This is a genomic window from Pseudomonas savastanoi (assembly GCF_020917325.1).
Lineage (GTDB): Bacteria > Pseudomonadota > Gammaproteobacteria > Pseudomonadales > Pseudomonadaceae > Aquipseudomonas > Aquipseudomonas amygdali.
In genome coordinates this window covers 1,217,505-1,233,318 of sequence record NZ_CP076652.1, presented here as the reverse complement: position 1 = coordinate 1,233,318, position 15,814 = coordinate 1,217,505, and the positions used below count along the sequence as shown (strand labels likewise).

9 protein-coding genes are annotated in these 15,814 nt (G+C 59.6%); 7 read left to right on the top strand and 2 right to left on the bottom strand.

Features of this window, described 5'->3' with window-relative positions; all coding sequences use genetic code 11:
- Positions 1-18 precede the first annotated feature (18 nt).
- Positions 19-528, top strand: a complete 510-nt coding sequence (locus tag KP808_RS05455; protein ID WP_044318610.1) for a GNAT family N-acetyltransferase — start codon at positions 19-21, stop codon at positions 526-528.
- Here KP808_RS05455 and KP808_RS05450 read toward each other — a convergent pair whose 3' ends face one another.
- Both KP808_RS05450 and KP808_RS05445 read right to left on the bottom strand, forming a co-directional pair.
- The gene (locus KP808_RS05450; protein WP_230017657.1) at positions 529-840 is read right to left on the bottom strand and encodes a DUF6916 family protein; all 312 of its coding nucleotides are present in this window, start codon (positions 838-840) and stop codon (positions 529-531) included. It abuts the gene before it with no gap.
- Between the two features lie 54 nt (positions 841-894).
- The gene (locus KP808_RS05445; RefSeq protein WP_058409392.1) at positions 895-1,485 is read right to left on the bottom strand and encodes a phage tail protein; all 591 of its coding nucleotides are present in this window, start codon (positions 1,483-1,485) and stop codon (positions 895-897) included.
- A 365-nt stretch (positions 1,486-1,850) separates the two neighbouring features.
- Between KP808_RS05445 and KP808_RS05440 the strand changes: the two genes are divergently transcribed.
- The 6 genes from KP808_RS05440 (at position 1,851) to gcvT (ending at position 15,468) form a co-directional block, all read left to right on the top strand.
- Positions 1,851-2,687 (top strand): sulfotransferase family protein, encoded by an 837-nt coding sequence (locus tag KP808_RS05440; protein WP_002552296.1) that lies wholly within the window; start codon positions 1,851-1,853, stop codon positions 2,685-2,687.
- 139 nt (positions 2,688-2,826) lie between these two features.
- A complete protein-coding gene (locus KP808_RS05435) occupies positions 2,827-9,078 on the top strand; it encodes an Ig-like domain-containing protein (protein ID WP_230018817.1) in 6,252 nt (2,083 codons plus the stop codon).
- Between the two features lie 98 nt (positions 9,079-9,176).
- Positions 9,177-10,670: a TolC family protein gene (locus KP808_RS05430; RefSeq protein WP_031595939.1), complete on the top strand. Its 1,494-nt coding sequence runs from the start codon at positions 9,177-9,179 to the stop codon at positions 10,668-10,670.
- 322 nt (positions 10,671-10,992) lie between these two features.
- The gene (gene gcvH / locus KP808_RS05425; protein ID WP_230017655.1) at positions 10,993-11,376 is read left to right on the top strand and encodes a glycine cleavage system protein GcvH; all 384 of its coding nucleotides are present in this window, start codon (positions 10,993-10,995) and stop codon (positions 11,374-11,376) included.
- Between the two features lie 10 nt (positions 11,377-11,386).
- A complete protein-coding gene (gene gcvP, locus KP808_RS05420) occupies positions 11,387-14,251 on the top strand; it encodes an aminomethyl-transferring glycine dehydrogenase (protein WP_230017653.1) in 2,865 nt (954 codons plus the stop codon).
- A 92-nt stretch (positions 14,252-14,343) separates the two neighbouring features.
- The gene (gene gcvT, locus KP808_RS05415; protein ID WP_230017651.1) at positions 14,344-15,468 is read left to right on the top strand and encodes a glycine cleavage system aminomethyltransferase GcvT; all 1,125 of its coding nucleotides are present in this window, start codon (positions 14,344-14,346) and stop codon (positions 15,466-15,468) included.
- The last annotated feature ends 346 nt before the right edge of the window (positions 15,469-15,814 follow it).

The following is a 15,814-nucleotide window of genomic DNA, read 5'->3' as shown; positions in this document are numbered from 1 at the left end:
GGACAGAGGACAGCAGACATGACAAAAAAACCTTTCACCAATATCGATGGGCTGGTGGTGCGGCCATCGAGAGAAACCGACAGCGCCTTTCTGCAGATGCTCTACCACTCGGCGCGTCCCGATCTGCAATTGATCGACGGCGAACGCGATCAGGTTGAAGACGTTATCGCCCAGCAGTTTCGTGTGCAGGATCTGGGACAGGGAGAAAACTTCCCCAACGCCATGCGCTACGTGGTTGAAAAGCTCGGCACGCCCATCGGCGCGCTGGTCACCGATTTCGGCCACAACGAGATACGCGTGCTGTATCTGGCGTTCATTCCGGCAGCGCGCGGCAAGGGCTACGGGCGCAAGGTTTTGCAGGGTGTGCAGCAAGCCGCCGAACAGATCCGCTGCCCGGTGGCAACAGTGGTCTGGGCCAACAACCCGCATGCTCGCCAGCAATATCTGGCGCTGGGGTTTCAGGTTGAAGAGCAGGATGTGGCAGCGGCGAGACTGATCTGGTATCCAGGCCAGACCGCTGCCTTTTGATCAATTGAAGCTTATGCAGTAGTAGGCCAGGTTGTCGTCGCGGCCCATGGCGGGAACACGAGAGACGAACACATTCTGTAGCAGGCCCAGCTCCGGCAGTTCGATAGCACAGGCCCCATCGACAAACTCGCTGGGCTGAAGTGACTCAAGTGACACGTTGAACGGCATACGCTGTTGCCGGGCGGCTCGTGCCTGTGGTTTTTCGGCCACTGAGGCGACATTCACAGGCAACTGGCTGCCGTCGCTCATTTGCAACTGGCAGGTATTACCCAGCAGGCTCTGGAAGTGTTCAACGGTAACGTCTTGCAGCATGACGCGTCTCCAGTGAAATGAGTGGGAAGAGCCCGTCCTTGGACTCGTGTCAGATCAGTCCCTGGTAGGGAAAAGACCCTGCAGGGCGATACTGAAGTTCACCACCAGGAACGGGTTCATGCTGTCGATAGGCAGGCTGCCTCCGACGGGCTGCATGGTTCCGGTGATGGCGGTACTGACGCCCTTCTGCACGACAGGTGCGGTGCCTGCATTGGGCGAAAAGATATTGGCGGAGGTCGGTCCGCTAGTGGAAGCGCCTATGAACGCATTGTCTGTGGTGGGCGCGATGGTCGCCCCGCTCACTGCCGGGTTGGCCAATGTGATGGTGGTGTTTGCGGTCAGCGTGCTCATCTGGTGCACGTGTGCAGGCATGTTGGCGATGGCCACAGTGACCTTCTCAACACCCGATACAGAGCCGATCACCCGGTTGGTGAGGTTGACCCCGGTCCCCTGATTTATCGGCACCCGGCCTTGAAGATTGGGCAACATGAAGTTCTGCGACGGATTCCCTCCATAAATGACGCCCAATAGTGCGTACAAGGCGTTGTACTGACTGATGTTCAATGTTTGTCCATTGCATTGCATCCAGCCAGCAGGCGCAAACGGAAAGCCAAACGTCATGATCGAACCCATAAAAACTTCCATACACCCTCATCCTTCTTCTATGTCATGGGAAACTTCGATCCACCGGGGCACGGTCCACAGGTGGCAGGATAGAAGCGTAGACGCAGTTTTCAGGGTGTAAATGTTTTTGCAAATGACCGTTATCCGTCGCACATCCAGTGACACTCAACAGTCATTTCCGGAAAGTTCACTACCGTTCATCTGATACTCATCATTCTTTCACCGGAAAAACCCTAATAAAACCGGGAGGGAGAACGCTGCATCAGCTTTTTTACCGTTGCCATCCCTCAAGATATGCTGGCTCCTGTCGAACTACTGGCATATGAATGCACTTTGTTACGTAGTTCACACACTCGTATAAACAGTTGTTTTTCCGGGGCGCATGGATGCAAAAATTCCACTTCATTGCAGGTTTGCCACGATCGGGCTCCACCCTGCTATCAGCCATTCTCCTGCAAAACCCGCGCTTTCATGCGGGTATGAGCAGCCCGGTAGGCTCTCTTTTCTCCAGTATTCTTGGTCAGTGCAGCGCTGGCAGTGAATTCTCCTCAGTGATCAACACCGATGTGCGTCGTCGCTTGTTGCGCGGGGTTTTCGAGTCCTACTACGCCGACAAGGCCGCTAAAGACGTGGTATTCGATACAAACCGTGGCTGGTGTTCACGCCTGCCCGCGCTCATGGACCTGTTCCCGCAAAGCAAAGTGATTGCCTGCGTGCGTAACGTCGCCTGGGTCATGGACAGTATCGAACGTTTGTACCGCGCCAACCCTTTTGAAAACACCAAGCTGTTCAACGATGACGTGGAACGCAATACGGTCTACAGCCGGGTCGAGACGCTGGCGCAGCGCAATCGTCTGGTGGGCTTTGCCTGGGCATCGCTCAAGGAAGCCTATTACGGCGAGCATGCCGACTCGATTCTGTTGATCGATTACGAACTGCTGTCCCAGGCCCCGGAACGGGTCATACGGCTGGTCTACGACTTCATCGAAGAACCGTGGTTTGAACACGACTTCAACAACCTCGCCTATGACGCCCCGCAGTTCGACGATGCGCTGGGCGTATCAGGCCTGCACAAGGTCAAGCCGCGCGTTGCGCTGGAGCAAAGGCCCACCATCCTGCCGCCCGACCTGTTCGAGCAGTATTCAAAGTTGTCGTTCTGGAATGACGGGTCTGCCAGCGCAGCCAATGTCATCCGCATGAAATCAGACGCCGCCGTTAACTGACTGCGGTTTTATCACTCGTAACGTTCGATCTCTGGTGAGCAACATGTGGTGGAATAAACAAAAATCGCGGACTGCAAAGCGGGCACCTTCGAGTGCAACCTCACCCGTTTCCCCCATGATCATGTCTCTCGAACCGCGCATGCTGTTCGACGGTGCGGTCGCAGCCACCGTTGCTGAAGCGGCCCAGCCGGACAGCCAGCCCACGCCCGACGCATCGGCCAAAAGCGCCGAGCAGGCCAACAGCGCCAGCAACGACCATCATGCACAAGCGCCAGCCTCTTCGGACGTGGCTGCAACGCCTGCCGCCGTGCCCGGCACCACCGTCGTATTTGTCGATTCACGGGTGAAGGATTCGGCCAGCCTGCTGGCGGGCGTTGCGCCCGGTGCGCAAGTGGTCGAACTGGACGCCACCAAGGATGGCCTGCAACAGATTGCCGATTACCTGGGGTCTCATCAGGGCGTCAGCTCAGTGCAGATCATTGCGCACGGCAACTCCGGCGACCTTTGGCTGGGCAACAGCTATGTTTCCGCGGACAACATCGCGCAACGCAGCGCCCTACTGGCCGAAATCGGCAACGACATGAATGTTGGTGGCGATATTCTGATCTACGCCTGCAACACCGCCGAGGGCGACACCGGCCTGAGCTTTGTCGACTCGCTGGCAACCCTGACTGGCCGCGATGTTGCTGCGTCCACTAACCGCACCGGCGTGGGTGGCGACTGGGATCTGGAGATTGCCACCGGCAGCATTGAAAGCGTCAGCGCCCTTTCGCGACAGTCGATGGACGCTTACCAGTGGGGGCTGGCAACGTTTACGGTCACCTCCACCAGCAACACCGGCGCAGGCAGCTTGCGTGACGCGCTGACCAATGCCCAGAACGGCGATATCGTAACCTTTTCGACCGGCATGACCGTCGCGCTGCAAAGCCAGCTGGTGGTCAGCAAGAACATCACCATCGACGGCGACCTGAACAACGACGGCGTCGCTGACGTCACCCTCGATGGGCAGAACAGAACCAGCGTGATCCGGGTCAATTCCGGGGTCACAGCCACACTTGATGGCGTGATCATTACCCGAGGCGTGGCCAGCACGGCGGGCGCCAGCAGTGGTGCGACCATTGCGGCCTCTGATGCACTGGGCGGCGGAATCAACAACGCCGGCAACCTCACGCTGCGCAATGTCACCGTCACTGCCAACTCGGCAGCGGGTGGTGGCGGTGGCGGTGGCGTCAACTCGCCAAACGTGGGTGGTGGTGGTGGTGGTGGCGGCGGCATCGGCGGGCAGAACGGTGCTGCGGGTGGCAGTGCCGGCACCTATACATCCACCGCCCCGTCAGCCAATACCGGCGGCAACGGGGCATCGTTCAGCACTGCTTACCTGGCCGGCCAAGGCGGTAACTCCTCAGGAGGCGGCGCAGGAGGGTATGGCACGCCTGTCGGTTACACCAACGGCGGCGCAGGCGGCACCGCGACCAGCGGAGGTCGGACCATCGGTGGGGGTGGCGGCGGCTCTGGGTTTGACGCCAATGGGGGCAGAGGCGGCTCGGCAGTTGGCGGCATTTACAACGCCTCGACCGGCACTCTGGCGATCATCGGCACGTCGACCATCAGCAACAACATCGGTGCAGGCGGTGGTGGTGGCGGCGGCGGCACGATTGGTGGCAACGGTGGCCGTGGCATCGGCGCGATCTGGAACAAAGGCACGGTCAACATCACTTCCAGCAATAACTCGGCGATGACTGGCAACGTGGGTGGCAGCGGATCTGGCGGACAAGCGACCAGCGGCGGCACCAATGGCTCCTCGCCTACCGCCGTCACTAATATCTTCAACGATGGCGGCACGCTCAACGCCACCTACGCCTCAGACACGACGGCACCAACGGGCATCAGCATCGTGATTGCCAATTCGTCGCTGAGCTCGGGTGGCACATCGGCGGTCACCTTCACGTTCAGTGAGCCGGTATTCGGCCTGGAAATCTCCGAAATCACCGTGCCCAACGGTACGTTGAGCAACCTGGTGACCACCAACAACATTACCTGGACAGCCACTCTTACGGCCTCCAGCAATACTTCCGCCAATTCCAATGCAATCAGCCTGCCGTTATCGGCGGTGCAGGACTCAGCCGGCAATATCGGTACCGGGACAGTGACCTCCAACAATTACGCAGTGTCCGATACAGTTCCGCCGACAGTGACTGTCGTGGTAGCAGACACCGCACTGGCGGCAGGTGAAACATCACTAGTCACCTTTACGTTCAGTGAAGCGGTCACCGGCTTCGACAATACCGACATCTCGGTCGCCAATGGCACATTGACCGCGGTGAGCAGCAGTGATGGCGGCAAAACCTGGACCGCGACCCTGACTCCGACCGCCAACCTGACCAGCACCACCAACCAGATCAGCCTCAACCGCGCAGGCGTGCAGGATCTATCCGGAAACGCCGGTTCAGGCACTGCCACGTCCAACAACTACGCCATCGACACGTCGCGCCCGACCGCAACCATCGTGCTGGCCGACAACTCCCTGAGCATTGGTGAAACCTCGCAGGTGACCATCACCTTCAGTGAGGCGGTGTCCGGTTTCACCAACGCGGACCTGACCGTCGTCAACGGCACCCTGAGTGCCGTGACCACCAGCAACAATATTGTCTGGACCGCGACATTCACGCCGGCCAACAACATTACCGACAGCACCAACGTGATCACCCTGGACAACACAGGGGTCACCGATGCGGCGGGCAACACGGGTTCGGGAACCACAACCTCGAACAATTACGCCATCGATACCCAGCGCCCGACTGCAAGCATTCTGGTGGCAGACGCCAGTCTCACGGCCGGTGAAACCTCACTGGTGACGATTACCTTCAGCGAGGCCGTCAGCGGGTTCACCAATACCGACCTGTCCGTGCCCAACGGCACCTTGAGCACCGTCACCAGCAGCGACGGCGGCATCACCTGGACGGCGACCTACACGCCGAACAACAACGTCAACGACACCACCAACGTGATCACTCTGAGCAACGCAGGTGTAACGGATCTGGCTGGCAATGCCGGGTCCGGCACCAGCAACTCGGGCAACTTCACCATCGACACCGTGCGCCCGAGTGCCACAGTGGTTGTGGCCGACAGCGCCCTTTCCGCGGGTGAAACCTCGCTGGTGACGATTACCTTCAGCGAGGCCGTAACCGGGTTCACCAATGCCGACCTGACCGTCGCCAATGGCACCTTGAGCACAGTGAGCAGCAGCGACGGCGGCGTCACCTGGACCGCGACCCTCACGCCAGCCGCCAACGTGACCGATACCACCAACCTGATCACGCTGGATGCAACGGGTGTGGCCAATGCGTCCGGCAACGCAGGCACCGGCTCAATCAGTTCCAACAATTACGCCATCGACACCCAGCGCCCGACGGCCAGCATCGTAGTGGCCGACAACGCGCTGGCCATCGGTGAAACTTCGCTGGTGACTATCACCTTCAGCGAGGCGGTGACTGGCTTTACCAACGCCGACCTGAGCATCAGCAATGGCACCCTGAGCACGGTGAGCAGCAGCGATGGCGGTGTTACCTGGACGGCAACCCTGACGCCGACAGCAGGTATTACCAGCAACAGCAATTCGGTGACGCTGAACAACGTTGGCGTGGCCGATCAGGCGGGCAACGCCGGCAGCGGGCTGAGCACGTCGAACAATTACGCCATCGACACGGTACGCCCGACTGCGAGTATCACAATGTCGGACAACGCCTTGACCGCGGGTGAAACCTCACTGGTTACCATCACCTTCAGCGAGGCAGTGAGCGGCTTTACCAACGCTGACCTGAGCGTACCGAATGGCACGCTGAGCGCGGTCAGCAGCAGCGACGGCGGTATCACCTGGACGGCGACCTACACGCCGAATGCCAATGTCGCCGATACCACGAACGTGATCACGCTGAACAACACGGGCGTGACCGATCTGGCAGGCAATATCGGCAGCGGCACGACCGATTCCGGCAATTTCACCATTGCCACTCAGCAGCCGACCGCCACCGTCGTGGTCGCCGACAGTGCGTTGTCTGTGGGCGAAACCTCGCTGGTCACCATCACCTTCAGCGAAGCGGTCATCGGCTTCAACAATGCCGACCTGACGGTCGAGAACGGTACGTTGAGCACCATCAGCAGCAGTGACGGCGGTATCACCTGGACCGCGACCTTCACGCCGACCGCAAACGTGACCGACGCAAGCAACCTGATCACTCTGGACAACACCGGCTTCACAAACGGCTCGGGCGTGACCGGCAGTGGCGTCACCTCCTCGAACAACTACGCCATCGACACCCTGCGCCCGACCGCGACCATTGTGGTGGCCGACAATGCGCTGGCGGTCGGTGAAACCTCTCTGGTAACGATCACCTTCAGCGAAGCGGTCAGCGGTTTCACCAATGCGGACCTGAGCGTTGCCAACGGCACCCTGAGCGCGGTCACCAGCAGCGATGGCGGTATTACCTGGACGGCAACGCTAACCCCAACCTCAGGCATTAGCAGCGCAAGCAACTCGGTGACGCTGAACAATGGCGGCGTGACTGACCTGGCCGGTAACGCTGGCAGCGGCTTGACGCTCTCCAATAACTACGCCATCGACCAGACGCGACCGACCGCCAGCATCGTAATAGCAGACAACGCCCTTTCGGCGGGTGAAACCTCGCTGGTCACTATCACCTTCAGTGAGGCAGTCAGTGGTTTCGACAACAGCGACCTGAACGTACCGAACGGTACGCTGAGCAATGTCAGCAGCAATGACGGCGGCATCACTTGGACTGCCACCTTCACACCAAACGCAAACGTGAATGCCAGCACCGGGCAGATCAGCCTGAACAGCGCAGGTGTCACCGACCTGGCGGGCAACGCGGGCAGCGGCATCATCAGTTCGGCAAGTTTCACCGTCGACACGACCAGACCTTCCGCCACCATCGTGGTGGCCGACAATGCCCTGTCCGCAGGCGAAACGTCTCTGGTCACGTTCACGTTCAGTCAGGCGGTCAGCGGATTCAGCAACGCCGACCTGAGTGTCGCCAATGGCACGCTGAGCGCGGTTTCCAGCAGCGATGGCGGCATCACCTGGACTGCCACCTTCACACCAAACGCAAACGTGACCGATGCAAGCAACCTGATCACGCTGGATAACACTGGCGTGACCAATGCGTCGGGCAGTACCGGCAGCGGCACCACGGCCTCAAACAACTACACCATCGATACTCAGCGCCCGACTGCGACCATCACCGTCGCCAATCCGAACCTGGCCATCGGTCAAACCTCGCTGGTGACCTTCGCCTTCAGCGAGCGCGTGACCAATTTCGATCTGTCGGACATCAGTGTCGGCAACGGCAGCCTGTCCGGCCTGAGCAGCGGCGACGGCGGCCTCACCTGGACGGCAACGCTGACGCCGGATGCCAATATCACCGCACCCAACAACTTCATCGTTCTGGACAGCGGCAGAGTCAATGATCTGGCCGGCAACGCGGGCGCAACAGTCGCGCTGTCCAGCAATTACAGCATCGATAACCAGCGTCCGACAGCGAACATTTCCATCGCCAATCCAAACCTGGCGACGGGTCAGACATCACTGGTGACTTTTGCCTTCAGCGAGCCGGTGAATAACTTCACTCTGGCGGATGTCAGCGTGGCCAACGGCACGCTGTCCAACCTGGCCAGCAGCGATGGCGGAGCCACCTGGACCGCGACCCTGACGCCGACTGCGAACGTCACTGACCCGAGCAACTTCATTGTGCTGGACAGCAGCACAGTGACTGACCGGGCAGGCAACGCAGGGACAGGCATCGCGCTGTCTCCCAACTACGCCATCACGACCACGTCGCTGACCGGAGACCCGCAGTTCCGGATAGACGCGCCAGCACCGCTGGTCAACACACCCAATCTGCCACTGCAGCCAGCCCTGTTCGGTCCGCCAACCGGCAATCTGGGTTCGCCGTTGAGCTTCTCGCCGTTGTTCGAACAGCGCACTACCGGGGGTGATCTGCCGCCTGTGGGCAATATCTTCATCACCAACCGCGCCCTGGCACCCAGCTTCATTGCCCAGGTGTTCGACTCCAGCAGTGTCGGCGGCCCGGGTTCCGGGTTCACAGGCTTCAACAGCGGCGAAGGCAGTGTGTTCGGCACCAGTACGCTGTCGACGCTGTTTTCCCGCGAATCCGCGACGGACAGCTCGACCACGGGCGCCTTCAACAGCGCTGGCAGCAACGGCCTGCGAGACTCATCACAAAGCATCCAGGCCGGTTTCGGCGCGCTTACGCTGGGTCAGCAGTTGCAACAGATCACTGATAACGAGCAAGAAAAACTGCGCGCACTGGCATGGGCTTTAGGGGAAGTCGGTGTAAGTGAAGCGCAAGCCTGAAACAGGGTTTGGTAATGCGTCGTAGCTGTACGGCGCTCATAAAAAAGAATGCGGTAGCTAGAGCTAGGGGCGGTCGGAGCATGAAAAGAAGTCAGAAGTTGTTCAGCATCAGCCTGCTGGCGCTGGTAGTGAGTGGTTGCGCTGTTACCAGCCAACCTATCGACCGAAGCGTCAGCGAGCAGCGCGCCAAAAGCGATCTGCAACTGATGTACAAGGATCAAGAGCCATTGAACGGTGCATTGACCCTGCACCAAGCCATGGCCCGCGCGGTGAAGTACAACCTTGAAGCGCGTCTGAAAATCATGGAAGAAGCCCTGGCCAAACGTCAGTTGGACCTCGCCAGCTTCGACATGCTGCCGCGCATGGCTCTTTCAGCGGGCTATGCCGGACGCAGTAACGTCAGCGCATCGAGCAGTGAAAGCGTAGAGACCGGAACCCAGTCCCTCGAACCGTCAACCTCGCAGGATCGCAGCCGTCGTGTCGCCGACCTGACCATGGTATGGAACGTACTCGACTTCGGTGTCAGCTACATCAGTGCCAAACAGCAAGGCGACCAGCGCCTGATCGTTCAGGAACGCCGTCGCAAGGTGATCAACACCATCGTTCAAGACGTGCGTTCAGCCTATTGGCGCGCCGTCGCCGCCGAACGCATGCTCAAGCAGATCGACAGCTTGATGGCTCGTGTCGAGAAAGCGCAGGACAACAGCCAGCAAATGAGCCAGCAGCGTGTGGGTGACCCGGTACAGGCACTGGGTTATCAGCGCTCGCTGATCCAGGCGACGCGTCAGCTTGAAGAACAGCGCAAGGCGCTTTCACTGGCCAAGACCGAACTGGCGACCCTGATCAACCTGCCGCTGGGCACCGATCTGAAGCTGGCGACGCCGGACGACTACTCGATTCCGCAACTCAAGGTCGACATGGCACGCCTGGAAACCGAAGCGCTGGCCAGTCGTCCCGAGCTGCGCGAACAGGATTACCAAACCCGTATCAGCTCGGCCGAAACCCGCAAGGCCATGCTGCGCATGCTGCCCGGCCTTGAGTTCTCGGCAGGCGGCCATTACGACAGCAACTCGTTTCTGGTCAACGACAAATGGGCTGATCTGGGCGTAAAAGTCACCTGGAACCTGTTCAATGTGCTGTCGGCACCTGCCGCCATTGACGTCGCCAAAGCCGGTGAGGAAGTCGCTACTGCGCGTCGTCAGGCAATGTCCATTGCCGTACTGGCCCAGCTCTACGTGGCCAACGCCAACTACAACGAGGCGTTGCGCCAGTTCAAAACCAGCCAACAGCTGTCGAGCATCGACAGCCAGATCGTCGGTCAACTGCGCAATCGCTATCAGGCAGCCGGTCTGGGCGAGCTGGATCTGATTCAGGGCGAACTGAACACCCTGCAGGCTGATCTGCGTCGCGACCTGGCATATGCCGACCTGCGCAACGCTTACGGCCAGATTTTCGCCAGTGCGGGTCTGGATCCACTGCCGTCGGAGCTTTCATCCACCAAGGTGCAAGCCATTGCTGTTGCACTGGATGCGCGCGAGTCGCAGTGGGAAGCAGGTAATATTTCAGTAGCCGCTACCACGCCCAAGCCTTAAGCCTGCGTCATGAACGACCACCCGGTCAGCGCTGTGCGCTGGCTGGGTGCAGTAACGCCCCTCGCCTCGCAACGAAATCGTTCCACTGTAATGATTTCACTCCATTAAAGCGCACTCCCCTTGCATCAAGGCCTTGATCAGGCAGGTATTTTCAAATACCTGAACTGTGTAGCGATTTCGCTACAGCTGAAATCGGTCGTACTGATCTAATAATCATTAACTATTTGATTTATATGAAAAAATAAAACATGGCCGCTAAATTGCTTAGCCATAGCTCATATTGTTCGCGTGCTGCGCGAGCCCTGTTCTCCGAGGAGTTTGTATGAGCGAGTTGCGATTCACCGTTGACCATGAATGGCTGCGTGCCGAAGCCGACGGCAGCATTACGGTCGGCATTACGCCCTATGCGCAAGAATCGCTGGGCGACGTAGTCTTCGTGCAGCTCCCGGATTTGCAGGCCTACACTCAACACGCTGAAGTGTCAGTGGTGGAATCGGTGAAAGCCGCCAGCAGCATCAACATGCCGCTGGACGGTGAAGTGGTCGAGGTCAATGCAGTCCTCAATGACACGCCGGAGCTGGTCAATGAAGACGCTCTCGGTGCAGGCTGGTTTTTTCGTTTCATTCCACAGGATGCCGACGCCATCCACGGCCTGCTGGATCAGGACGCCTACGACCGCCTGATCAAAGCCAACGCCCAAGCCTGAGGAGCAAGCCATGACTGACCGTATTGAACTGACCACTGCCAACGAATTCATCGCCCGCCACATTGGCCCGCGCGCTGCCGACGAACAGGCCATGTTGCAGACGCTGGGCTTCGACTCCATTGAAGCGCTGAGCGAAAGCGTTATCCCGGAAAGCATCAAGGGCACCAGCGTGCTGAACCTGCCTGCCGGGCAGAGCGAAGCCGATGCGCTGGCGTCCATCAAGGCCATCGCCGGCAAGAATCAGCTGTTTAAAACCTACATCGGCCAGGGTTACTACAACACCCACACGCCGGCCCCGATTCTGCGCAACCTGCTGGAAAACCCGGCCTGGTACACCGCCTACACGCCCTATCAGCCAGAAATTTCCCAGGGCCGCCTGGAGTCACTGCTCAATTTTCAGACGCTGATCAGCGACCTGACCGGCCTGCCGATTGCCAACGCGTCCTTGCTCGACGAAGCGACCGCTGCTGCAGAAGCAATGACCTTTTGCAAACGCTTGAGCAAGAACAAAGGCAGCCAGCAGTTTTTCGCCTCCAGCCACTGCCATCCGCAGACACTTGATGTGTTGCGTACCCGTGCCGAGCCATTGGGCATCACCGTTGTGGTGGCGGACGAAGCCGAGTTGGGCGACGTCAGCGATTACTTTGGCGCGTTGCTGCAATACCCGGCCAGCAACGGCGACGTGTTCGATTACCGCGAGCTGGTCGAACGCTTCCATGCTGCCAACGCGCTGGTCGCCGTGGCTGCCGACTTGCTGGCCCTGACGTTGCTGACCCCGCCAGGCGAATTTGGCGCCGACGTGGCCATCGGCAGCGCACAACGCTTCGGTGTACCGCTGGGCTTCGGCGGCCCGCACGCGGCTTACTTCTCGACCCGTGATGCCTTCAAGCGCGACATGCCGGGCCGCCTGGTCGGCGTATCGGTGGACCGTCACGGCAAGCAGGCCCTGCGTCTGGCCATGCAGACCCGCGAACAGCATATTCGTCGCGAGAAGGCCACCAGCAACATTTGCACTGCACAGGTTCTGCTGGCCAACATCGCCAGCATGTACGCCGTCTACCATGGCCCGCGCGGCCTGACACAGATCGCCAGGCGCGTTCACCAGTTGACCGCGATCCTTGCCGAAGGCTTGAGCACGCTGGGTCTGAAGGCCGAGCAGGCATTCTTCTTCGACAGCCTGACCCTGAACACCGGCAGCAGGACCGCTGCCCTGCACGCAGCGGCTCGCGCCAGGCACATCAACCTGCGTGAAATCGATGACCAGCACCTGGGTCTGTCACTGGACGAAACCACCTCGCAGTCGGCAGTTGAAACGCTGTGGGAAATCTTCGCCAGCGACGCTCAGAACCTGCCGGACTTCACCGCACTGGCCGCCAGCGTCCCGTCGCGCCTGCCCGCTGCGCTGCTGCGCCAGTCGGCAATCCTCAGCCACCCGGTGTTCAACCGCTACCACTCTGAAACCGAACTGATGCGCTACCTGCGCAAGCTGGCCGACAAGGATCTGGCGCTGGACCGCACCATGATTCCATTGGGCTCGTGCACCATGAAGCTCAACGCCGCCAGTGAAATGATCCCGGTGACCTGGGCCGAATTCGGCAACCTGCACCCGTTCGCCCCGGCCGAGCAAAGTGCCGGGTATCAACAATTGACCGACGAGCTGGAGGCCATGCTCTGTGCGGCCACCGGCTATGACGCGATCTCGCTGCAACCGAACGCCGGTTCGCAGGGTGAATATGCCGGCCTGCTGGCCATCCGCGCTTATCACCAGAGCCGTGGCGATGAGCATCGCGATATCTGCCTGATCCCTTCATCGGCACACGGCACCAACCCGGCCACAGCCAACATGGCCGGTATGCGTGTTGTGGTCACCGCCTGCGATGCACGTGGCAACGTCGATATCGAAGACCTGCGCGCCAAGGCCGTTCAGCACCGCGACCAGCTTGCGGCGATCATGATCACCTACCCGTCGACCCACGGTGTATTCGAAGAAGGCATCCGCGAAATCTGCGGCATCGTTCACGACAACGGTGGCCAGGTCTACATTGACGGCGCCAACATGAACGCCATGGTCGGCCTGTGCGCTCCGGGCAAATTCGGTGGCGATGTATCGCACCTCAACCTGCACAAGACCTTCTGCATTCCGCACGGCGGCGGTGGCCCAGGCGTTGGTCCTATCGGCGTGAAATCCCATCTCGCACCGTTCATGCCGGGCCATGCACGCATGGAGCGCAAGGAAGGCGCAGTCTGCGCAGCCCCGTTCGGCAGCGCCAGCATCCTGCCAATCACCTGGATGTACATCCGCATGATGGGCGGCGAAGGCCTCAAACGCGCTTCGCAACTGGCGATCCTCAATGCCAACTACATTTCGCGCCGCCTGGAAGAGCACTACCCGGTGCTGTACACCGGCACCAACGGTCTGGTTGCCCACGAATGCATCCTTGACCTGCGCCCTATCAAGGACAGCAGCGGCATCAGCGTCGATGACGTGGCCAAGCGTCTGATCGACTTTGGCTTCCATGCCCCGACCATGTCGTTCCCGGTTGCCGGGACCTTGATGATCGAGCCGACCGAGAGCGAGTCCAGAGAAGAACTGGACCGCTTCTGCGATGCCATGATCAAGATCCGAGAAGAAATCCGCGCAGTTGAAAACGGCACTCTGGACAAGGATGACAACCCGCTGAAAAACGCGCCGCATACCGCTGCGGAAATCGTCGGCCAGTGGAGCCATCCTTACAGCCGCGAACAGGCGGTGTACCCGGTTGAATCGTTGATCGAGAACAAGTACTGGCCTCCGGTCGGACGTGTCGACAACGTCTTCGGCGACCGTAATCTGGTCTGTGCCTGCCCGTCCATCGAGAGCTATCAGGAAGCCTGATAGCCCGTGCCCTGGCATGCCTGTGCGCAGCTCGATAGTGAGTGCGCGCAGGCAATGCCGTTCTGCATGGCCCGCTCAACAAGGAATTGAACATGTCCACAGAAACCCTGCTGACCACTCCCCTGCACGCCCTTCACCGCGAACTCGGCGCGAAGATGGTGCCCTTCGCCGGTTATGACATGCCCGTGCAATACCCGGCTGGCGTAATGAAAGAACATTTGCACACCCGCGCACAGGCCGGCCTGTTCGACGTCTCGCACATGGGCCAGATTCGCCTTATCGGTGCAGATGCTGCCAAGGCCCTCGAGGCTCTTGTGCCGGTGGACATCATTGACCTGCCAGTCGGCATGCAACGCTATGCGATGTTCACCAACGATGCTGGCGGCATTCTCGATGACCTGATGGTTGCCAATCTCGGCAATGATCAACTGATGCTGGTGGTCAACGCGGCCTGCAAGCATCAGGACCTGGCGCACTTGCGCAAGCACCTGGCGGGGCATTGCACTATCGAACCGTTGTTCGAAGAGCGCGCCCTGCTCGCCCTGCAAGGTCCGGCCGCTGTCACGGTGCTGGCGCGCCTTGCGCCGGAAGTGGCGAAGATGACCTTCATGCAGTTCGCCAGCGTCAAGCTGCTGGACGTTCAATGTTATGTCAGCCGCTCGGGCTATACCGGCGAAGACGGCTATGAAATTTCAGTACCGGCCGAACAGGCTGAAGCCCTGGCGCGCCGCCTGCTGGAAGAGCCGGAAGTTGCCCCGATCGGTTTGGGCGCACGTGATTCGCTGCGACTGGAAGCAGGTTTGTGCCTGTACGGTCATGACATGGACACCGACACCTCACCGGTGGAGGCCAGCCTGTTATGGGCTATTTCCAAAGTGCGTCGCGCCGACGGTGCACGTGCAGGCGGCTTCCCGGGAGCAGAGCAGGTCTTTGCCCAGCAACAGAACGGTGTCGCCAAAAAACGTGTCGGCCTGCTTCCCGAAGAGCGTACGCCAGTGCGTGAGGGCACAGAAATCGTCGATGAACAGGGCACTGTCATCGGCACTGTCTGCAGCGGCGGTTTTGGCCCGAGCCTGGCTGGCCCGCTGGCCATGGGTTATTTGAACAACGCTTACACCACGCTGGATACACAGGTCTGGGCAATGGTGCGCGGCAAGAAAGTGCCCATGCGTGTTGCAAAAATGCCTTTCGTTGCACAACGTTACTTTCGCGGCTAAACAACGGCGTCAAAAAAACAGCAATACTTCGCTGTTGCGCAGGTGCTGTTACACACTACTGTTTCGGCCGTGTTTCAACTGAGTGAACAGTCTGTTGTATATGCCAAAAATGCACCTATAAAGTGCAAAATGTTATGACAGACCAAACACCGTGCACAGCAGGCAAACACGCCGGGCATAAGGCTCTCCCCCCCGGAAACAGGGTACAAGGCAGGGGGGTTGTATTTGTAACGAGAGTTGGCGTAGAGTTTCCGGACTGTGTTTGCATGGGTCGCCGAATCTGGACCTGGGCAGTAGCTCTAGGTTTGCTACAACCCGTTCTACGTTTCTTACTTCCTGCAACCAG

Excerpts from the sequence above, each read along its gene's own strand:
- KP808_RS05450 (WP_230017657.1), bottom strand. The coding sequence starts at position 840 with ATGCTGCAAGACGTTACCGTTGAACACTTCCAGAGCCTGCTGGGTAAT.
- KP808_RS05435 (WP_230018817.1), top strand. The coding sequence starts at position 2,827 with ATGCTGTTCGACGGTGCGGTCGCAGCCACCGTTGCTGAAGCGGCCCAG.
- gcvH (WP_230017655.1), top strand. The coding sequence starts at position 10,993 with ATGAGCGAGTTGCGATTCACCGTTGACCATGAATGGCTGCGTGCCGAA.
- KP808_RS05445 (WP_058409392.1), bottom strand. The coding sequence starts at position 1,485 with ATGGAAGTTTTTATGGGTTCGATCATGACGTTTGGCTTTCCGTTTGCG.
- gcvT (WP_230017651.1), top strand. The coding sequence starts at position 14,344 with ATGTCCACAGAAACCCTGCTGACCACTCCCCTGCACGCCCTTCACCGC.
- KP808_RS05440 (WP_002552296.1), top strand. The coding sequence starts at position 1,851 with ATGCAAAAATTCCACTTCATTGCAGGTTTGCCACGATCGGGCTCCACC.
- KP808_RS05455 (WP_044318610.1), top strand. The coding sequence starts at position 19 with ATGACAAAAAAACCTTTCACCAATATCGATGGGCTGGTGGTGCGGCCA.
- gcvP (WP_230017653.1), top strand. The coding sequence starts at position 11,387 with ATGACTGACCGTATTGAACTGACCACTGCCAACGAATTCATCGCCCGC.